Origin of the sequence: Halobacterium sp. CBA1126, assembly GCF_009741975.1 — an archaeon.
Taxonomy (GTDB): Archaea; Halobacteriota; Halobacteria; order Halobacteriales; family Halobacteriaceae; genus Halobacterium.
The window spans coordinates 14,671-33,717 of sequence record NZ_WPCF01000016.1; the positions used below are offsets into that span (position 1 = coordinate 14,671).

General features: G+C 68.2%; 25 protein-coding genes and 2 pseudogenes. 20 read left to right on the plus strand and 7 right to left on the minus strand.

The genetic code is table 11. The features are described 5' to 3' along the window. The 19 genes and pseudogenes from GJ634_RS03645 to secY all read left to right on the plus strand — a co-directional run bounded on the left by GJ634_RS03645 (position 1) and on the right by secY (position 10,246). On the plus strand, positions 1-477 hold the full coding sequence (locus GJ634_RS03645; RefSeq protein WP_157500554.1) for a 50S ribosomal protein L22: 477 nt from the start codon (positions 1-3) through the stop codon (positions 475-477). Beyond that, positions 477-1,456: pseudogene (locus GJ634_RS03650) on the plus strand (30S ribosomal protein S3). Before GJ634_RS03645 ends, GJ634_RS03650 begins: the two are co-directional and overlap by 1 nt. Next, entirely contained in the window at positions 1,456-1,680 is a 225-nt protein-coding gene (rpmC, locus tag GJ634_RS03655; RefSeq protein ID WP_157500555.1) for a 50S ribosomal protein L29, read from the plus strand. Before GJ634_RS03650 ends, rpmC begins: the two are co-directional and overlap by 1 nt. A gap of 1 nt (position 1,681) precedes the next feature. After that, positions 1,682-2,074 (plus strand): ribonuclease P protein component 1, encoded by a 393-nt coding sequence (locus GJ634_RS03660; protein WP_157500556.1) that lies wholly within the window; start codon positions 1,682-1,684, stop codon positions 2,072-2,074. Beyond that, positions 2,065-2,394, plus strand: a complete 330-nt coding sequence (locus tag GJ634_RS03665) for a 30S ribosomal protein S17 (protein ID WP_157500557.1) — start codon at positions 2,065-2,067, stop codon at positions 2,392-2,394. The genes GJ634_RS03660 and GJ634_RS03665 overlap by 10 nt, the downstream gene beginning before the upstream one ends. Next, positions 2,394-2,792 carry a 50S ribosomal protein L14 gene (locus tag GJ634_RS03670; protein WP_157500558.1) on the plus strand — a complete coding sequence of 133 codons (399 nt, stop codon included), beginning with the start codon at positions 2,394-2,396 and terminating at the stop codon, positions 2,790-2,792. Before GJ634_RS03665 ends, GJ634_RS03670 begins: the two co-directional genes overlap by 1 nt. 3 nt (positions 2,793-2,795) lie before the next feature. Next, positions 2,796-3,152: a 50S ribosomal protein L24 gene (gene rplX, locus GJ634_RS03675; RefSeq protein WP_157500559.1), complete on the plus strand. Its 357-nt coding sequence runs from the start codon at positions 2,796-2,798 to the stop codon at positions 3,150-3,152. Continuing rightward, positions 3,149-3,868, plus strand: coding sequence for a 30S ribosomal protein S4e (locus GJ634_RS03680; RefSeq protein WP_157500560.1), 720 nt, complete (start codon positions 3,149-3,151; stop codon positions 3,866-3,868). The genes rplX and GJ634_RS03680 overlap by 4 nt, the downstream gene beginning before the upstream one ends. Beyond that, the gene (locus GJ634_RS03685; RefSeq protein WP_157500561.1) at positions 3,865-4,389 is read left to right on the plus strand and encodes a 50S ribosomal protein L5; all 525 of its coding nucleotides are present in this window, start codon (positions 3,865-3,867) and stop codon (positions 4,387-4,389) included. Before GJ634_RS03680 ends, GJ634_RS03685 begins: the two co-directional genes overlap by 4 nt. Further along, positions 4,386-4,541, plus strand: coding sequence for a 30S ribosomal protein S14 (locus GJ634_RS03690; protein ID WP_058984020.1), 156 nt, complete (start codon positions 4,386-4,388; stop codon positions 4,539-4,541). Before GJ634_RS03685 ends, GJ634_RS03690 begins: the two co-directional genes overlap by 4 nt. Before the next feature lie 2 nt (positions 4,542-4,543). Further along, the gene (locus GJ634_RS03695) at positions 4,544-4,936 is read left to right on the plus strand and encodes a 30S ribosomal protein S8 (RefSeq protein ID WP_157500562.1); all 393 of its coding nucleotides are present in this window, start codon (positions 4,544-4,546) and stop codon (positions 4,934-4,936) included. Between the two features lie 2 nt (positions 4,937-4,938). Then, entirely contained in the window at positions 4,939-5,475 is a 537-nt protein-coding gene (locus GJ634_RS03700) for a 50S ribosomal protein L6 (RefSeq protein ID WP_157500563.1), read from the plus strand. Positions 5,476-5,478: 3 nt separating this feature from the next. Beyond that, on the plus strand, positions 5,479-6,201 hold the full coding sequence (locus GJ634_RS03705) for a 50S ribosomal protein L32e (protein ID WP_157500564.1): 723 nt from the start codon (positions 5,479-5,481) through the stop codon (positions 6,199-6,201). Continuing rightward, complete coding sequence (locus GJ634_RS03710) at positions 6,198-6,647, plus strand: 50S ribosomal protein L19e (RefSeq protein ID WP_157500565.1); 450 nt, start codon at positions 6,198-6,200, stop codon at positions 6,645-6,647. The genes GJ634_RS03705 and GJ634_RS03710 overlap by 4 nt, the downstream gene beginning before the upstream one ends. Continuing rightward, positions 6,647-7,204 carry a 50S ribosomal protein L18 gene (locus tag GJ634_RS03715; protein WP_157500566.1) on the plus strand — a complete coding sequence of 186 codons (558 nt, stop codon included), beginning with the start codon at positions 6,647-6,649 and terminating at the stop codon, positions 7,202-7,204. The genes GJ634_RS03710 and GJ634_RS03715 overlap by 1 nt, the downstream gene beginning before the upstream one ends. Further along, entirely contained in the window at positions 7,201-7,839 is a 639-nt protein-coding gene (locus tag GJ634_RS03720) for a 30S ribosomal protein S5 (protein WP_157500567.1), read from the plus strand. Before GJ634_RS03715 ends, GJ634_RS03720 begins: the two co-directional genes overlap by 4 nt. Next, positions 7,839-8,303 carry a 50S ribosomal protein L30 gene (rpmD, locus tag GJ634_RS03725; protein WP_157500568.1) on the plus strand — a complete coding sequence of 155 codons (465 nt, stop codon included), beginning with the start codon at positions 7,839-7,841 and terminating at the stop codon, positions 8,301-8,303. The genes GJ634_RS03720 and rpmD overlap by 1 nt, the downstream gene beginning before the upstream one ends. A gap of 2 nt (positions 8,304-8,305) precedes the next feature. Further along, entirely contained in the window at positions 8,306-8,767 is a 462-nt protein-coding gene (locus tag GJ634_RS03730) for an uL15m family ribosomal protein (protein WP_157500569.1), read from the plus strand. Between the two features lie 3 nt (positions 8,768-8,770). Next, positions 8,771-10,246 (plus strand): preprotein translocase subunit SecY, encoded by a 1,476-nt coding sequence (gene secY, locus GJ634_RS03735; protein WP_157500570.1) that lies wholly within the window; start codon positions 8,771-8,773, stop codon positions 10,244-10,246. A gap of 75 nt (positions 10,247-10,321) precedes the next feature. On the opposite strand, the gene GJ634_RS03740 is transcribed toward secY, so the two are convergent. The 6 genes and pseudogenes from GJ634_RS03740 to GJ634_RS03765 all read right to left on the minus strand — a co-directional run bounded on the left by GJ634_RS03740 (position 10,322) and on the right by GJ634_RS03765 (position 16,900). Further along, the gene (locus GJ634_RS03740; RefSeq protein WP_157500571.1) at positions 10,322-11,227 is read right to left on the minus strand and encodes an EamA family transporter; all 906 of its coding nucleotides are present in this window, start codon (positions 11,225-11,227) and stop codon (positions 10,322-10,324) included. A gap of 140 nt (positions 11,228-11,367) precedes the next feature. Next, complete coding sequence (gene phoU / locus GJ634_RS03745) at positions 11,368-12,042, minus strand: phosphate signaling complex protein PhoU (RefSeq protein WP_331713978.1); 675 nt, start codon at positions 12,040-12,042, stop codon at positions 11,368-11,370. 5 nt (positions 12,043-12,047) lie between these two features. After that, the gene (gene pstB, locus GJ634_RS03750) at positions 12,048-12,944 is read right to left on the minus strand and encodes a phosphate ABC transporter ATP-binding protein PstB (RefSeq protein WP_157500572.1); all 897 of its coding nucleotides are present in this window, start codon (positions 12,942-12,944) and stop codon (positions 12,048-12,050) included. Next, on the minus strand, positions 12,937-14,544 hold the full coding sequence (gene pstA / locus GJ634_RS03755; protein WP_157500573.1) for a phosphate ABC transporter permease PstA: 1,608 nt from the start codon (positions 14,542-14,544) through the stop codon (positions 12,937-12,939). Before pstA ends, pstB begins: the two co-directional genes overlap by 8 nt. Next, positions 14,541-15,697: pseudogene (pstC, locus tag GJ634_RS03760) on the minus strand (phosphate ABC transporter permease subunit PstC). The gene pstA and the pseudogene pstC overlap by 4 nt, the downstream one beginning before the upstream one ends. 54 nt (positions 15,698-15,751) lie before the next feature. Then, a complete protein-coding gene (locus tag GJ634_RS03765; RefSeq protein ID WP_157500574.1) occupies positions 15,752-16,900 on the minus strand; it encodes a PstS family phosphate ABC transporter substrate-binding protein in 1,149 nt (382 codons plus the stop codon). A 162-nt stretch (positions 16,901-17,062) separates the two neighbouring features. Here GJ634_RS03765 and GJ634_RS03770 point away from each other — a divergent pair, with 162 nt between their 5' ends. Next, a complete protein-coding gene (locus GJ634_RS03770; protein ID WP_157500575.1) occupies positions 17,063-18,277 on the plus strand; it encodes an ABC transporter substrate-binding protein in 1,215 nt (404 codons plus the stop codon). Between the two features lie 15 nt (positions 18,278-18,292). On the opposite strand, the gene GJ634_RS03775 is transcribed toward GJ634_RS03770, so the two are convergent. Then, positions 18,293-19,047: M48 family metallopeptidase (locus tag GJ634_RS03775; protein ID WP_157500576.1), on the minus strand; the 755-nt coding region annotated here is incomplete at its 5' end.

The following is a 19,047-nucleotide window of genomic DNA, read 5'->3' on the forward strand; positions in this document are numbered from 1 at the left end:
ATGGGAATCAGCTACAGCGTGGACACGGACCCCGAGACCACCGCGAAAGCGATGCTCCGGGAGCGGTCCATCAGCCTGAAGCACAGCAAAGCCATCGCCCGCGAGATCAAGGGCAAGACGGTCGCCGAGGCGCGAACGTACCTCGACGCCGTCATCAACGAGGAGCAGTCCGTGCCGTTCAAGCAGCACAACAGCGGCGTCGGCCACCGGGACGACATCGACGGCTGGGACGCCGGCCGGTACCCGGAGAAGGCCTCGAAGGACTTCCAGAAGCTCCTCGACAACGTGGCGAACAACGCCGACCAGCAGGGCTTCGACGCCGAACAGATGGTCATCGAACACGTCGCCCCGCACAAGGTCGACGAGAGCCGCGGCCGCAAACCCCGCGCGATGGGGAAGGCGGACCCGTGGAACACGACCCTCTGTGACGTCGAGCTCGTGGTCGCCGAACCCGACGCCGAGGAGGTGAGCGCGTAATGGCCGACGAGATGGAGTTCATCGAGCAGGGCCTCCAGCGCTCCCAGATTGACGAGTTCTTCGCCGACGAGCTGGCGCGCGCCGCTACGGCGGCATGGAGCTCGCCCCGACGCCGATGGGCATGCAGATCGTCCTGAAGGCCGAGAAGCCCGGGATGGTCATCGGCAAGGGCGGGAAGAACATCCGGAAGATCACGACCCAGCTCGAGGAGCGCTTCGACCTCGAGGACCCGCAGATTGACGTGCAGGAGGTCGACGAACCCGACCTCAACGCACAGATCGTCGCGGACCGCCTCGCGAACGCGCTCGAGCGCGGCTGGTACTTCCGGAAGGCCGGCCACACGACCATCGACCGCATCATGGAAGCCGGCGCCCTCGGCGCCGAGATCGTCCTGAGCGGGAAGGTCACCGGCAACCGCGGCCGCGTCGAGAAGTTCAACCGCGGCTACATCAAGCACAACGGCGAGCCCGCCGAGGAGATCGTCGACCACGGCAAGGGCGTCGCCGTGATGAAGCTCGGCACCATCGGCGTCAGCGTGAAGATCATCCCGCCGGAGGCGAAGCTCCCCGACGACTTCGAGATCCACGAGGACGCGAACATCGAGGACCTCGTCGTCGACGAGGAGGAAACCGGCGAGGAACTCGAAGAGCTCCTCGAAGGCGAAGGCGAGGAAGCCGAAGCCGGCGGTCCCGAGGGCGAGGCGCCCGAGGACGCCGCCGAGACCGAGGCGGCCGAGGAGGCCGCCGTCGAGGAGATCGTCGAGGAGGACGTCGACGCCGAAGAGGGCGCGTCCACGACCTCACCGCCGGACACCGACGGCGACGTCGAGGAGGACCTCGACGAGCTCGCCGCCGACGTCGAGGCGGAGGCCGAGGACGTCGAGAGCGAGGACTTCGACGAGCTGGAGTCCGACGCGGAGGAGACCGCCGAAGAGCTCCTCGAGGAGATGGACGAAGAGTCCGAGGAGGGTGAGGAATAATGGCGATTCTCCACACCGAAGAGATCCGGGACATGACCCCCGCGGAACGCGAAGCAGAGCTCGAAGACATCGAGACGGAGCTGCTGAACGCCAAGGCCGTCAAGGCCGCCGGCGGCGCCCCGGACAACCCGGGCCGCATCAGCGAGCTGCGTCGAACGGTCGCGCGAATCAAGACGATTCAGCGCGAGGAAGGCGACCTCGAAGCGGAAACGGAGAGCGAGTAAGATGAGTGTGACGCCCGAGACACTGCCGCTACACGAACTCGTCGGCCTGTACGCGCGGGTCGTCGAGTCCACCGACCCCTCGAGGGCCGGCATCGAGGGCGAGGTCGTCCGCGAGACGATGCGGACGCTCGTCGTCGACAGCGAGGAGCCGCGCTCCTCGGACAGCGGCGCCTCGGGCGTCAAACAGGTCCCCAAGCGGGGGACGACATTCGAGTTCCGACTCACAGATGAAGCTGCGGTCTCCGCGAAGGAGACCGGGACCGCGTCCCAACCTGCAGGTGGCGAGAGCCAAACCACTGGCGAGGGCGCGGCCTACGTTACGGTGGATGGGGTCGCGTTGCTCTCACGACCCGCTACACGCTCCGAAACAGGAGTTGATTCGAAATGGCGATAGGACTGAACGTAACAGAACCGGAAGGCACGTGCTCCCACGAGGACTGCCCGTTCCACGGAAACCTCTCCGTGCGCGGTCAGGTCCTCGAGGGTGAAGTGGCTTCCACCGACATGGACAAGACCATCGTCGTCGAGCGCGAATACGACGTATTCGTGCCGAAGTACGACCGCTACATGAAGCGGCGGTCGCGCGTCCCGGCCCACCAGCCGGAGTGCCTCGACGTAGAGGTCGGCGACACGGTCAGTATCGCAGAAACCCGACCGCTCTCGAAGACCAAGTCCCACGTGGTCGTCGAAGTCACCGACGGAGGTGACGCCTGATGGAAGCCATCAAGGCAGACGTCACGCAGGGCCTGGAGAAGGGCTCGCTCATCAACTGCGCCGACAACACCGGCGCGCGCGAGCTCAAGATCACGAGCGTACAGGGCTACCAAGGAACGAAGAACCGCCACCCGAAGGCCGGGCTCGGCGACACGGTGACCGTCTCGGTGACCAAGGGGACGCCGGAGATGCGTCGCCAGGTCCTCGAAGCGGTCATCGTCCGTCAGCGCAAGCCCATCCGACGGCCGGACGGCACGCGCGTGAAGTTCGAGGACAACGCCGCAGTCGTCATCGACGACCTCGGCGAGCCTCGCGGGACCGAGATCAAGGGCCCCATCTCGCGCGAAGTGGCGGAACGGTACGGTACCATCGCGAGTACCGCCACGATGATCGTATAGACCATGAGCGAACAACCACACAAACAGCGAAACCGCACGGAGCGCGCGCCGCTTCACGAGCGACAGAAGCAGGTCCACGCGACGCTGTCCGACGAGCTCCGCGAGGAGTACGGCCAGCGACGCGTCCGCGTCAACGCCGGCGACACCGTCGAAGTGATGCGCGGCGACGACGCCGGCGACACCGGCGAGGTCGTCGACGTGGACCTCCGCGACGAGACGGTCCGCGTGGAGGACGTCACCGTCGAGAAGGCCGATGGCGAGGAGCTGCCGAAGCCCATCGACGCCAGCAACCTCCGCGTCACCGAGCTCGACCTCGAAGACGACGTGCGCGCCGCGCGGCTCGAAGGTGACAACGAATGACGAACCACCAGAAGCGACTCTCGGTACCGAAGTCCTGGCCGGTCGAGCGGAAGACGGAGACGTTCACCGCGAAGGCCGGGGCCGGTCCGCACGGCGAGTCGGGCGTTCCGCTCGTCGTCGTGCTCCGGGACGTCCTGGGCTACGTCGACGACGCCAGCGAGGCGCAGTACGCCATCAACACCGACGGCGTGCTCGTCAACGGCGGCTCGGTCGGCGACGTCAACCGCCCCATCGGGATGTTCGACATCCTGGCGTTCCCCGAGCGCGACGAACACTACCGCGTCTTCCCCGACGAAGGGGGACGGCTCGGTCTGACGCCCATCGACGCGGACGCGGCGGACAGCAAGCTCAGCAAGGTCGAGGACAAGACCACCGTCTCCGGTGGGCAGACCCAGCTGAACCTCCACGACGGCACGAACCTGCTCGTCGAGGAGGACGTCTACAGCGGGAACGACTCCGTCGTCGTGGACAACGAGTCCAGCGACGTGGTCGCCCACTTCGAGTACGAGGAGGGCGCGCTGGTCACCGCAGTCGCGGGCCAGCACGCCGGCGACATCGGCCGCATCGACGAGATCGCGGTCCAGCCGGGCAGCGCCGACAACACCGTCTACGTGGAGACCGCCGACGGTAGCTTCGAGACGGTCGAAGAGTACGTCGTGGTCATCGACGAGAACTTCGTCGAGGACGACGCGGAACTCCCGGGTGATGGCGAATGAGCGAGGCCGAAGCCGACTTCCACGAGATGCGCGAGCCGCGCATCGAGAAGGTCGTCGCCCACATGGGCGTCGGTCAGGGCGGTGTCGACCTCCAGAACGCCGAGAGCATCCTCGAGGAGATCACGGGCCAGCAGACGGTCCGGACGACCGCCAAGCGCACCGAACCCGAGTTCGGCATCCGCGAGGGCGACCCGATCGGCGCGAAGGTCACGCTCCGCGGCGACGACGCCCACGACTTCCTCGACCGGGCGCTCCCGAACGTCGACCTCGACGCGCGGCAGTTCGACGACACGGGGAACGTGAGCTTCGGCGTCGAAGAGCACACCGACTTCCCGAGTCAGGAGTACGACCCCGACGTCGGAATCTACGGCCTCGACGTGACCGTGAACCTCGTGCGCCCGGGCTACCGGGTCGCGAAGCGCGATCAGGTCAGCCGCCAGATTCCGTCGAACCACCGGCTCAACCCCGAGGACGCGGTGGCGTTCCTCGAAGCGAACTTCGACGTGGAGGTCAACGAATGAGCGAGAGCGAACAAGCAGAAGAGACGGGCCAGACACACGAGTGCCGGCGCTGCGGCCGCAAGCAGGGCCTCGTCGGCAAGTACGACATCTGGCTCTGTCGACAGTGCTTCCGTGAGATTGCCCGTTCGATGGGCTTCAAGAAGTACAGCTAACAATGACGGCAAACGATCCCCTCTCCGACGCGGTCTCCGGCATCGACAACGCCGAGAGCGTCGGACACCTCACGCATACGGTAGAGCCCGCCTCCAACTTGGTCGGCTCCGTCCTCGAGGTCTTCTACGACCGCGGGTACATCGACGGCTTCGAGTTCGTCGACGACGGCAAGGCCGGCAAGTTCGAGGTCGAACTGAAAGGTGCCATCAACGAGTGTGGCCCCGTGAACCCACGGTACTCCGTGGAAGCCGACGGTTACGAGAAGTGGGAGAAGCGCTACCTCCCCGCTCGTGACTACGGCGCGCTCGTCGTCACGACGAGCCACGGCATCATGAGCCACTACGAGGCCCGCGAACAGGGCATCGGTGGCCAAGTGATCGCGTACGTATACTAATCATGGCACGAGTCGAAATCGAAATTCCGGACGACGTGACGGCCGAGGTCGACCACCTCGACCTCACCGTCGAAGGCCCCGAAGGGTCCGTGTCGCGACGCCTCTGGTACCCCGACGTCGACGTCGACGTCGAGGACGACGCGGTCGTCGTCTCCAGCGACGTCGACGACGCGAAGACGCTCTCGACGGTCGGTACGTTCGAGAGCCACGTGGAGAACATGTTCCACGGCGTCACCGAGGGCTGGGAGTACCAGCTCGAGGTCCACTACTCTCACTTCCCCATGCAGGTGGAAGTCGAGGGCGACGAGGTCGTCATCCAGAACTTCCTCGGCGAGAAGGCGCCGCGACGAACGCCGATTCGCGGGGACACCGAGGTCTCCGTGGACGGCGAGGAAGTGACGCTCAACGGCCCGAGTATCGAGGACGTCGGCCAGACGGCGGCCGACATCGAACAGCTCACGCGCGTCACCGACAAGGACACGCGCGTGTTCCAGGACGGCGTGTACATCGTCGAAAAGCCCACGAAGGGAGGTGCCTGATAGATGGCTGAAGAAGAAGAAGCGAACAACGACACGCCAGAGACACTGGAAGACGTCTCGGGCGTCGGCCCCTCGAAGGCGGAGACGCTCCGCGAGGCCGGCTACGAGTCCGTCGAGGACATGCGGGCAGCGAGCCAGAGCGAACTCGCGGACGTCGACGGCGTCGGCAACGCGCTCGCAGCGCGCATCAAAGCCGACGTCGGCGGTCTCGAGGTCGAAGAGGAGACCGAGGCCGAGGTCGAGGAAGCCGAACCCGAGGAAGAAGAGACCGAGGAGGAAGTGGAGACGGAGCTCCGTCCCCGCGGCCTCACCGAGAAGACGCCGGAGCTCAGCGACGACGAGGAGCGCTTGTTGAACAAGCGCCGTCGCGAGGGCAAGCCGCAGTTCAACCGGCAGGACTACCACAAGAAGAAGCGGACGCCGAAGTCCTGGCGTCGCCCGCGGGGCCAGCTGTCCAAGCAGCGCCGCGGCGTGAAGGGCAAGGGCGACACCGTCGAGGCCGGCTTCCGGACGCCGGAAGCGGTCCGCGGCAAACACCCCAGCGGCTTCGAGGAGGTCCGCGTGCACAACACGGACGACCTCGAGGAGATCGACCCGGACACGGAGGCGGCCCGCATCGCCTCGAAGGTTGGCGCACGCAAGCGCGAGCGCATCGAGGAGCAGGCCGAAGAGGCGGGCATCCGCGTCCTGAATCCGACCTACGTCGAAGTGGAGGTTGACCAATGAGCGACCTGAGCGCACAGAAGCGGCTCGCGGCCGACGTCCTCGACGTCGGGGAGAACCGCGTCTGGTTCGACCCCGAAGCGCAGGGCGAAATCGCGGACGCGATCACCCGCGAGGACATCCGCGAGCTCGTCGACGAAGGGACGATTGCGGCAGAGGAGAAGAACGGGAACTCGCGCGGTCGCGCACGAGAGCGCGACGAGAAGAAGGCCTACGGACACCAGAAGGGGGCCGGCACCCGGAAGGGGAAGGCCGGCGCCCGGCAGGACGACAAGCAGTCGTACATGGGCCAGATTCGCGCGCAGCGGCGGACGCTCCGGGAACTCCGCGACGAGGGTGAGCTCACCCAGAGTCAGTACCGGAAGCTGTACAACATGGCCAACGGTGGCGAGTTCGACAGCGTCCGACGCCTCAAGAACTACGTCGAAGAACACTACGGTGATAGCTAATGGCGACAGGACCACGATACAAGGTGCCGATGCGGCGCCGCCGCGAGGTCCGGACCGACTACCATCAGAGGTTGCGCCTCCTGAAGTCAGGGAAACCTCGGCTCGTTGCTCGGAAGAGCAACAAGCACGTCACGGCGCAGCTGGTCGTGACCGGACCCGACGGCGACGAAACGATTGCGAGCGCACACTCCAGCGACCTCGCCGAGTACGGCTGGGAGGCTCCCACGGGGAACCTGCCGGCGGCGTACCTGACGGGGCTGCTCGCTGGCGTTCGCGCGCAGGACTCGGACGCTGAGGAGGCCGTCCTCGACATCGGCCTTAACAGCGCGACGCCGGGTTCGAAGGTGTTCGCGGTACAGGAGGGCGCGATCGACGCCGGCCTCGACGTCCCGCACAACGACTCGGTCCTCGCGGACTGGTCGCGGACGCGCGGCGAACACATCGCGGAGTACGCCGAGTCTCTCGACGAGCCGCTGTACGGCGGCGAGTTCGACGCAACGGAGCTTCCCGAGCACTTCGACGAGGTGCGGGAGGCAATCATGGAGGACAACGAATGAGCTACGACGACACCTGGCAACCGAAGACTCGCCTGGGTCGCCTCGTCAAGGACGGCGACATCGACTCGATGTCCGACGCCCTCGACAGCGGACTCCCGCTCAAGGAGCCGGAGATCGTCGACAACCTGCTGCCGGGACTCGACGACGAAGTGCTGGACATCAACATGGTCCAGCGCATGACCGACTCCGGTCGGCGCGTGAAGTTCCGCTGCGTGGTCGTCGTCGGCAACCGCGACGGCTACGTCGGCTACGCGGAAGGCCGCGACGACCAGGTCGGCGGCGCCATCCAGAAGGCGATCGAGGTCGCGAAACTGAACATCATCGACGTCTCCCGCGGCTGCGGGTCCTGGGAGTGTGGCTGTGGGCGCCCCCACACCGTCGCACTCAAGACGACCGGGCAGGCCGGGAGCGTCGAGGTCGAACTGATTCCCGCGCCGCGCGGCCTCGGCCTCGCGGGCGGCGAGACGGTGCGCCACGTCCTCGAGCTCGCGGGCATCGACGACGCGTGGACGCGCTCCTCGGGGAAGACCCGGACGACGGTGAACTTCGCGAAGGCGACGTTCAACGCGCTCCGGAAGACCGCGGAAGCCCGCGTCCCCCAGCACGCCCACGAGCAGCGTGAGGTGATCGAGTGATGCAGGCGGTCGTCCAGCTGCGCGGCGAGGTCAACATCAGCGAGGACGTCGTCGACACGCTCGAGATGCTGAACATCCACAACGTCAACCACTGCGCGCTCGTCCCCGAGACGGACGCCTACGACGGGATGGTCGCGAAGGTCAACGACTTCGTGGCGTTCGGCGAGCCGAGCCGCGACGTGCTCGCGGAGCTCATCGCGGCGCGCGCCGAGCCCGAGACGGGGTCGGCGGACGTCGACGACGAGTGGGTCGCCGAGAACACCGACTACGACGACGTCGACGACCTCGCGGACGCGCTCCTCGACGAGGAGACGACGCTCCGCGGGGCCGGACTCGCACCCGCGCTCCGCCTGCACCCGCCGCGTGGCGGCCACGACGGCATCAAGCAGCCGGTCAGCGAGGGCGGCGAGCTCGGCAAACACACCACCGAGGAGATAGACGACCTCCTCACCGACATGCACTAACTATGACGAGCAAGAAACGACGACAACGCGGCTCCCGCACGCACGGCGGCGGCACGCACAAGAACCGGCGCGGCGCCGGTAACCGCGGCGGCCGCGGCCGCGCGGGTCGCAAGAAACACGAGCAACACAACTACGAGGACGTCGGCAAGTCCGGCTTCAAGCGCCCGGAGAAGACCGACCGCGACGTCCGCGAGGTCTCCGTCCAGAAGCTCGACGAGGACATCGCGCTGCTCGTCGCTGACGGGGTCGCCGAGGAGACGGAGTTCGGCTACCGCGTCGACGCCCGCGACGTCGCCGAGGACGGCTGGGAGGCCGACGAGGTCAAAGTGCTCGGTAGCGGACAGGTCCACGAACAGCTCGAAGTGACGGCGGACGCGTTCTCCGCGGGCGCCGTCGAACTCATCGAGAGCGAGGGCGGCGACGCCGTCGTCTCCGAGCGCGGTTCCGAGGACAGCGAGGAGTAACCCATGGGATGGAAGGAGACTGCCGCACCGGTCCTCACGCGGATGCCCGCAGTCCAGCGTCCGGAAGGACACGTGCCGTTCCGCCGCAAGATGTACTGGACGGCCGGCGTGCTCGTCCTGTACTTCTTCCTGACGAACGTCACGCTCTGGGGGCTCGACACCGGCGCGAGCCAGGACCTCTTCGGTCAGTTCCGGAGCCTGCTCGCCGGCGGACAGGGGACAGTGCTCCAGCTCGGCATCGGCCCCATCGTCACGGGGAGCATCGTCCTCCAGCTGCTCGGCGGGGCGAACCTGCTGGGGCTAGACACGAACGACCCCCGCGACCAGGCGATCTACCAGGGACTCCAGAAGATGCTGGTCATCGTGATGGTGTTCCTGACGGGCATCCCGATGGTGTTCTTCGGGAACTTCCTGCAGCCCAGCGCCGCGCTCGCGCAGAGCCTCGGCGTCGGTTCGTTCGGCGTGCAGGTGCTGTTGTTCGCCCAGATCGCCGCCGGTGGCATTCTCCTGTTGTTCATGGACGAGGTCATCTCGAAGTGGGGCGTCGGCTCCGGTATCGGCCTGTTCATCGTGGCGGGCGTGAGCCAGAGCCTCGTCGGCGGGTTCATCTTCTGGGAGGGGCAGTTCCCGAACCAGGGACTCATCCCGAACTGGATCTCGCTGGCGCTGGGTAACGTCTCGAACATCCCGCCGCTGCTCTCGATGGACGGGCTCTCCTTCCTGCTCATTCAGGGCGGCATCCTCGGGCTGTTCACGACGCTGCTCATCTACGTCACGGTCGTGTACGCCGAGAGCGTGCGCGTCGAGATTCCGCTGAGCCACGCTCGCGTGAAGGGCGCGCGCGGTCGGTTCCCCGTGAAGCTCATCTACGCGAGCGTCCTGCCGATGATTCTCGTTCGTGCGCTGCAGGCGAACATCCAGTTCCTCGGCCAGATTCTGAACTCGACGACGGGCATCCCGTCGTGGCTGGGGGTCTACCAGGACGGCACCGCCATCAGCGGGCTGTTCTACTACCTCTCGCCCATCTACAACCGCGAGAGCTGGATGTGGTGGCTCGGCGGCGTGCCCGCCGGCATCGAGCCGTGGCAGATCATGATCCGCATCGGCGTCGACCTGACGTTCATGATCGTCGGGGGCGCCGTCTTCGCCATCTTCTGGGTGGAGACGACGGACATGGGTCCGGAGGCCACCGCGAAACAGATCCAGAACTCGGGGATGCAGATTCCCGGGTTCCGGAAGAACCTCGGGGTCATCGAGAAGGTCCTCGAGCGCTACATCCCGCAGGTGACCGTGCTCGGCGGCGCGCTTGTCGGGCTGCTGGCGGTGCTGGCGAACATGCTCGGCACCATCGGCAACGTCACCGGGACGGGCCTGCTGCTGACAATCTCCATCACGTACAAGCTCTACGAGGAGATCGCCGAAGAGCAGATGATGGAGATGCACCCGATGATGCGGGAGATGTTCGGCGGCGGCGACTGAGCGACGCCCGATTTTCCATCTTTTCGCGACTCGCCCGTAGCGACGGCGACACCGGCCGCCGCGGACGCCGTGCGCTCAGCCGAACAGCGTGACGCCGACGGCGCCGGCGACCGCGACGAGCGCGCCGGCGGCGAGCCGCCACGTGACCAGTTCGAGGTCGTCGCTGACGAACAACACGGACAGCAGGATGACGACCAGCGGGCTGGACTGCACGAGCGGGACGACCAGCGAGACCGGCTCGAGTTCGAGCGCGCCGTAGTACCCGACGAGGAACAGCGTGTTGGCGACGCCGGCGGCGACGAGCCACGGAAGTTCGCGCCGGTCGACCGTCCGGAGGTCGGGGAGTCCGCGCGTCCACCAGAGGTACGCGAGGAAGGCGGCGCCGGCGCTGACCGTCTTCACGGCGAGGCCGGTGAGAGCCGCCGTGCCTTCCCCGAAGCCGATCTTCGCGAGCGTCGGCTCGATGCCGAAGAAGAACGCCGCCGCGAGCGGGAACGCCAGGCCGACGTAGCCCGCGCCGCTCCCGCCGTCGGTGCGGCCGTGTTCGTACGTGATCACCGCGATGCCGGCGACGATGGCGACCATCGAGACGAGGTGGCCCGTCGTGACGACTTCGCCGAGCACGACCACGGCGACCAGCGACGCGTGCAGCGGCTGTGAGGCCTTGATCGGTTCCGCGCGGCTGGAGCCGATTCGCTTGATGCCCTCGTAGTGGAACGCCCGGCCGACCATCGTGCCGACGAGTCCCGCCGCGGCGAACGCCGCGACCGCGTCCCGCGTCAGCGTCTCGGCCGGGGACCCGAAGAGGAACGCCGCCGGAACGAGGACGAGGACGTTCACGGCGAGGACGACGACGAGCGCCTCCGCGGAGCTGCTCGTAATCGTCCCGTAGCGAATCGCGAGGGACTGCACTGCGAGCGCGCACGCGCCGAAGGCAGCTAGAAGGACGCCGACCGTGAGCACGTCGCCGCCGGGAATCATCCTGCGCCCTCGGTGCGGCGGGGTCGCGGTCTCACTCGTCGGTCACCCGTACGCGCGTCATCGGGTTCGTCATCAGCGTGGGGATACAAAGCAGTTGCCTCGCGCGAGGCGGAGGCGGAGAGAGGCCGCCAGAAGACGAGTCAGTAGACGAGTTCGGGGTCGCTCTCGACGGCGTACAGCGTGCGCGCGGCGACGTTGACGCCGTGGTCGGCGACGCGTTCGACGTCCCGGATGGTGAGCAGCAGGCGGGAGACGTCGTCCATCAGCGCTTCCGTCCGCCACGGGTCCTCGCCGGCTTCGCGCTCGATGAGGTCGCGGACGACGCGCTCGCTGGCCGCCTGACAGAGCGCGTCGACGTCGTCGTCGCGGGCGGCGACCTCCCGGCAGGCGGCGGCGTCCCCGGCGGCGTACGCGTCGAGGGCGTCGGCGACGAGTTCGCGGGCGTCGCGGCCGACGTCGACGACGTCCACGTCGACGTGGCGGGCGTCCTCGGTGGCGAGCGCGTACCGCCCGAAGTTCGTCGCGAGGTCGCCGACGCGCTCGAGGTCGGTGAGAATCTTGAACGACGCGGCGACGAGGCGGAGGTCGCCGGCGACGGGCTGCTGGAGCGCGAACAGGTCGATGCAGTCGCCCTCCAGCGCGAGGTAGCGGTCGTTGACCTCGTCGTCGCCGTGGACGACCGACCGCGCGAACTTGTCGTCCGCGGTCTCGAGGGCGTCGAGGCCGTCGTCGACCCGAGCGAGCACGAGGTCGCCCATCTCGCGGACGCCGTCGCGGAGGTCCTCGAGGGACCGCTGGAACTCCTCTCGCGGCACGGGAATCACCCGAACTTGCCGGTGATGTAGTCCTCGACGCGCTGGCTCTCGGGGTTCTCGAAGATCTGGTCGGTGTCGCCGTACTCGACGAGCTCGCCGCCCGTGAGGAAGACCGCGGTCTGGTCGCTGATGCGGGCGGCCTGCTGCATGTTGTGCGTGACGACGACGACCGTGTAGTCCTCCGCGAGCTCCTCGATGAGGTCCTCGATTTTCGCGGTCGCGATGGGGTCGAGGGCCGAAGCGGGTTCGTCCATCAGGATGACGTCGGGGTCGACCGCGAGCGCGCGGGCGATGCAGAGCCGCTGCTGCTGGCCGCCCGAGAGCCCGAGGGCGTTGTCGTCGAGGCGGTCTTTGACCTCGTCCCAGAGCGCCGCGCGCCGGAGCACGCGCTCGACGAGTGCTTCCTCGTCGTCGGTGTCGTCGCGGCCGAGCAGGCGCGCCAGCAGGCCGGTGTCGAGGTCGCCGTGCTTGCGGGGGCCGTAGGAGATGTTGTCGCGGATGGACTTCGGGAACGGGTTCGGCTCCTGGAACACCATGCCGATGCGCTTGCGGAGTTCCACGAGGTTCACGCCGTCGCTGTACACCTCCTCGCCGTCGAGGGTGACCGACCCCTCGACGCGCGCGCTGTCGATGCGGTCGTTCATGCGGTTCAGACACCGCAGGAACGTCGACTTCCCGCAGCCGGAGGGGCCGATGAGCGCGGTCACCGACTCGTCCGGAACGTCGAGGGAGACGCCCTGCAGCGCCCGTTCGTCGCCGTAGTAGACGTCGAGGTCGTCGACGACGAGTTTGGCGTCGCCCGCGAACTCGTAGTCGGACCACGCCTCGCGGACCCGTTCGCTGGTCTCGCCGGTGGTGGTCACTCGCTGGTCGGTACCGTCGACTGTGTCTGTCTCACTCATGGTGTAGCTTCCTCCGGAAGTAGAGCCGGCTGCCGACGCCGACGGCGTAGAGGCCGACGACGACGAGCAGTAAGACGAGCGCGGTCCCCCAGCCGAACTGGGTGTCCGTGAATATCTCCTTGGGGAACACGCCCGCGGTGATGGTCGCGTACAGCTGGTACGGGAGGGCGCTCGCCGGGGACAGCAGCGCCTCGTTCGTGACGAACGGCGGCTGGGCGGTGAGCTCGAAGCTCCCGAGGACGTTCGGGGTGGTGCTGGGGTACGGCGGCCCCCCGAACACCAACAGCAGCGGCGCGGTCTCGCCGGCGATGCGGCCGACGCCGAGGATGACGCCGGTGATGGTGCCGGGCATCGCGGCGGGGAGCACGACGCTCCGGATGGTCTGCCACTTCGTGACGCCGAGCGCGGCGCTGGCGTCGCGGTGGGCGTCCGGGACCGCGAGAATCGCCTCCCGGCTGGTGATGAGCACGAGCGGGAGCAGCATGAACCCGAGCACGAGCTGGCCGACGAAGATGGCGTTCCCGCCGCTGATGCGGGGGACGAGGAACGCCAGCCCGAACAGCCCGAAGACGATGCTCGGGGTGCTCCAGAGGCCGTTCGTGGCGACCTCGACGACCTGCGTGAGCCGGCCGCGTTCGGCGTACTCGGTGAGGAAGACGGCGGCGCCGATGCCCAGCGGCACCGCGAACAGCACGGCGCCGAACACCAGCCAGAGCGTCCCGATGATCGCGGGGAGGACGCCCGGCACCTCGACGAAGAGGCCGCCGGTCGGGTTCGTCAGGAACGGGAACTCCGGCCACGGGAGCTCGACGCCGACGAGCGGAACCGTCAGCTCGCCGCCCGCGAGGCTCGCGCGCGTGAGCATCGTCGCGAGACCGTTCGTGACGATGAATCCGACGAGGAGCGCGAGCACGCCGAGCATCGCGAACACGACCGCGCCGACGAGGTAGTACGCGCCCGCCTGCCGCCCCTCCGCCCCGAACCCCTCGTTCGCCTTCCCGGCGCACCACGCGCCGAGCAGGGTGGCGAAGACGACGAGTATCGGCACGAGTTCGCTGCCCGGGAACACGGCCGACGACCACGCGGGCGCCCACGTCCAGCCGGCGTTGACGCCGCCGGCGGCGACGAAGCCGCCGAGCAACAGGAGGACGACGGCGCCGGGCACCGTGGCGCCGACGTCCTCGCGCGGGAGGACGGACGCGAGAAAGCCCGCGAGGCCGAAGAGGGCGGCGACCGGGAGCCAGAGCACGGCCGCGTTCCCGAGGGCGAGCGTGCCGAGCAGGCCGCCGACGGCCGCCCACAGCAGGCCGAAGACGACGCCGACCGGGACGCCTGCCGTCTTCGAGGGCGCGGTGTCGACGTAGCCGAGCCGCGAGCCGACGCCGACGACGACGAGGCCGACGCCGACGACGACGAGGCCGACGCCGAGCAGCTTCAGCGCGCTGACCCCGCCGACCGCGGCAGTCTCGTCGACCCACTGCAGGAGCAGCGTCCACGCGGCGAAGAACACGACGACGGAGGTGGCGAGGACGCCCCGTGAGAGGAGGTCGCCGGCCGTCGAGTCGGCGCCGTCGATCCGGTTCCGGGTGGCGTTGCTCATCGTTCACCTCCGAGCTTCTGGTGCATCCGCCACTCGACGTACTGCGAGGCGACGCTCAACAGCATCACCATCACGAACAGCACGCGCCCGCGGCGAACAGCACGTTCTTGTGGAGGCCGCTGGCGTTGCCCGCTTCGAACGCGATGACGGTGGTGAGCGTCTCGCCGTAGCCGGAGAACACGTCGAACACCGGCGACGGGAACCCCTTCGTGTGCGTGAGCATCACGGTCGCCGCCATCGTCTCGCCCATCGCACGGCCGACGCCGAGCAGGACGCCCGCGGAGACGCCGGAGAGGCCCGCGGGGATGGTGACGCTCTTGGTGGTCTGCCACGGCGTCGACCCCATCGCGAGCGCGCCGCTCTTGATGGACTCGGGGACGGCGTTCAGCGCGTCCTCGGCGACGGTGACGACCGTCGGCAGCGCCATGATGCCGATCATCAGGCCGGCCGCGAAGTACGTGCCAATCGTCGGGGTGCTGAACTCCGCGTAGAAGTACTGGTTGAGGATGGTGAGCCCGACGAACCCGTAAGTGATCGAGGGGATGCCGGCCATCAGTTCGATGCCGGGTTTGACCACTTCGCGCACGCGCCGGGGCGCGATTTCGCTGACGAAGACGGCGCCGGCGATACCGACCGGCGCCGCGACCACCGTCGCGATGACGGTCGTGATGGCGGTGCCGAGCATCATCGGCGTCAGCGACCAGACGTCGCCGCGGTTCCACAGCCCCTCGCCGAGTTCGGGGTCGTCGATTGCGGGGTTCCGGACCTGCGTGAAGAGGTCGAGGCCGCGTGCGCGTATCGCGGGCAGGGACTCGTAGACGAGAAACGACACGACGAGCGCGAGAATCGCCACCGTCGCGACGGTCGTCAGCAGCGTCAGCGCCTTCGCGGCCTCGGCCTGGTACTTGACCCAGCCGACGCCGATGCTCGCGAGGAAGGCGAGGAACGGGACGACGGTCCACTGCGAGCCCGCGAAGAACGCGCCGAACGTCGCCAGCACGGACGTGAACACGACGACGTGCATGGCGACGGCGCCGTCCGCGGTCCGCGAGCGGTAGTCCCGGACCCACCGCTTCGCCGCGGCGGCGCGGCGGCTGGCGGCCGCGCGGAGGTCTGTCGGTACGTCCTGTACGCTCGGTCGTCGAGAGGTCATGCGTGCATAGCTTCGTATAAATCGGTGGTCGGGGCGGACGAGAGGGCCGCCGGGTTACTCGTAGTTCGACGGCGCGACCTTCTCGCGCTCGGTCTCGAGGCGGTCCGCCGGGAGCTGGAAGTAGTTGTTCCCGGCGACGAACGTCTCCTGCCCGAAGTCGCTCAGGCAGAAGTTGATGAACGCGGCCTCCTTCCGGGAGGTGTCCTCCCAGGTGTACGCGTGGAGGTCCCGGGAGAGCGGGTACTCCTTGGCGCCGAGGTTCTCGCCGTAGGCGTACGTGGTCCCGTCGATGACGAGGTCGAGCGGCGGCGTCGCGCCGTCCGGCTCGACGAACGCCAGCGCGATGTACGCGATGGCGTTGTCGGCCTGCTCGACGGCCTGCGCGAGCTGCTGGTTCTGGCCGAAGCGCTGGTCGGGCTGGATGGGCGCGTTCGGGTCGCCGTAGACGTTGTTCCGGAACGCGGTGTCGGTGCCGGAGCCGTCGGCGCGGCCGAGCGCGAGAATCTCGCGGTCGGGGCCGCCGACTTCCGACCAGTTCGTGATCTCGGCCATGTATATGTCCTGCAGTTCTCCGAGGGTGATCGACTCGAGGCCCGACTCGGCGATTTCGTGGCTCACGACCAGCGGCTGGCCGTCGACGCCGACGACGTGGTCGACGATGCTGTCGAGCGCGTCCTCCTCGTCGGTGCCCGCGAGGATGGACTCGGCGCTCGAACTCGCGTCCCCGATGTCGACGCGCTCCTCCATGACGCCCTCGACGCCCGTTCCGGAGTGGCTGAGGGCGATGGAGACGCGGAACGGCGGGTCCGAGCGCGCGCCGGTCGGTTCGTAGCCGTACAGGCTGGCGAAGTAGTCCGCGAGGCGCATGTCGGTGCCGTACTCGTCGGCCCACTCGCTGGGCCAGTAGTCGCCGTCGCCGGCCTCGGGGTTGGAGTTCCAGTAGCTCGCCGCGGTGTTCGTGATGGGGAACACCGTCGAGGAGCCGTCGCCGGTGAGGACGCTGGTGTCCATCTGGCTGGACTGCCCGGCGGACGTCGTCTCCTGGTCGCTCTCGGAGTCGACGGTGGTCCCGCCGTCGCCGCCGTCGTCCCCGTCGCCGCCGCTCGAACAGCCCGCGACAGCCGCGATGCCGGCTGCGCCGCTCGTCGCGATGAATTTCCGCCGCGATACGTACTCGGACAGACGCGTCGAATCCTGCGACATCACGTGGACGGACGGCGTTCCACTATAAGAACTATAATATGAGTGATATATACGGCTGTGAGGGGGGCGTAGCCGTCCGTTCGTGAGGGACTGTCACAGTTCGCTATATAGCCGTCCGGAGGAAATCCAAACGGCTTTATTTCTTTAGGTGTGCCTAAACCCATGAGCGACCAGCGCGGACCGTTCACGCGGCGACAGTACCTCAAGGGGACGAGTGCGGCAGCGGCCGCCGGCCTGCTCGCGGGCTGTGCCAGCCCCAGCGAGAGCGGCGACGCGACCGAATCCCCGAACACCGACGCGGGCACGACCAACACCACCACCGTCGACACCGGCACCAGCGCGTCGCTGGCGCCCGTCGGCGAGGTCAGCTTCGACCAGCCGCCCGAGGACGCCTTCGTGCTGTTCCCGCAGTACGCCGACATGGCCGTCGCGCTCGGCCACGGCGACGCCGTCAACTCCATCTACGTCCCCGAGATGTCGGGGACGACGATGAACCACTACTACGAGCGCCTCGACGGCGTCTCCTTCGAGTGGGAGGGGCTCCCGGACCCGTTCGGCGACGGCATCCAGGAGGAACAGCTGTACAGCCTCGACAGCGACGTCCACTTCCTCGACCCCGCGTACCTCGTCACGCAGGACAACTGGTCGGCCGGCGACGTCGAGGACATCGCGTCGAACGTCGGCCCGTGGTTCGGGAACTTCTACAGCGGCACCCACGCCGAGGCGCCCGAGCAGTACCGCGACGCCTACGACTACTACACGCTCTGGGAGCTGTTCGGCCACGTCGCCGACGTCTTCGGCGAGCGCGAGCGCGCCGAGGCGCTCCGCGAGGTCCACGACGACCTCATCGCGACCATCGAGGCCGACCTCCCGCCCGAAGAGGACCGCCCGACCGCGGTCCGCGCGACCTACACGGACGGCTCGTTCTACACGTACCACCTCAACAAGCCCGGCTACTGGCTCGCGGACACCCGCCCGCTGGCCGCCGACGACGCGTTCGCCGACGAGGACTGGTCGAGGCTCTGGGGGACGGTCGGCTACGAGACGATGCTGGAGGCCGACCCCGACGTCATCCTCCACCTCTGGGGCGCCACCCCGAACTACGACATGGAGTCGGTCCGCGAGCAGCTCCGGAACAACGAGACCGGCGGCCGGCTCTCCGCCGTCGAGAACGACCGCGTGTACGCCTCGGGCATGCGCTACCAGGGCCCGCTGATGAACCTCTTCCAGCTGGAGATGACCGCCAAGCAGCTCTACCCCGACGTGTTCGGCGAGTGGCCGGAGTACGAGGACGGGGACGACTACCCCGAGATTCCCGAGGACGAGCGGCTGTTCGACCGCGAGCGCGTCGCCGGCATCGTCACGGATGGCGCCTAGTTCGCTCGTCGCTGCTCACGGCTCGCGCCGCTCGCCGTTCGCACGCATCGAGGCGGGTTCCGCCTCGCGCGCTCGCTCGCGCAGCCGCTCGATTCGCTCGTCCATCGCCGGGTGCGTCGAGAACCACCGCTCGACGCCGTCCCGCTCGCGTTTTCGCCGCGCCAGCGGCGCGAACAGCCCGCGGGGTTCGCTGGCGCGCTGTATCTTCCGGAGCGCGGCCGCCAGCGCGAGCGGCGCGTCCGTGACCTCGACCGCGCGGTCGTCGGCGGCGAACTCCCGCTGCCGGGAGCGCGCGCGGACGACCAGCGTGAGCGCGACGAACGCCACCAGCACCAGCCGGCCGATGCGCTCGTGGAGCGCGGACGCGGACTCGACGCCCGGCCGGCCGCGCCCCCACGCCAGCAGGCGATTCCAGCCGCGCGCGACCAGCGCCGCGGGCAACACGAGCACCGCGAAGAAGCCCACGAGCGTGCGGCCGACGGCGAACGCCAGCGACTGCACGAGGCTGTCACGGCGCTCGATGTGCGCGAGTTCGTGCGCGAGCACGGCCTCGAACTCGGCGGCATCGAGGATGCGGAACAGCGACTCGTCGAAGACGACCGCGCCGCCGGGGCCGCCGAGGCTGACGGCGTTTCGGGACGGGCATGTTGGGGGTTGCCGACGGAGCTGAGTTTTGAGGTTCTTCGAGCGCTCCTCGTGGAGGATGTCCAGCCCCCAGAACGTGTGGAAGACGGTCACGTCGTAGCCGAACGCGGCGGCGGTACTGGCGA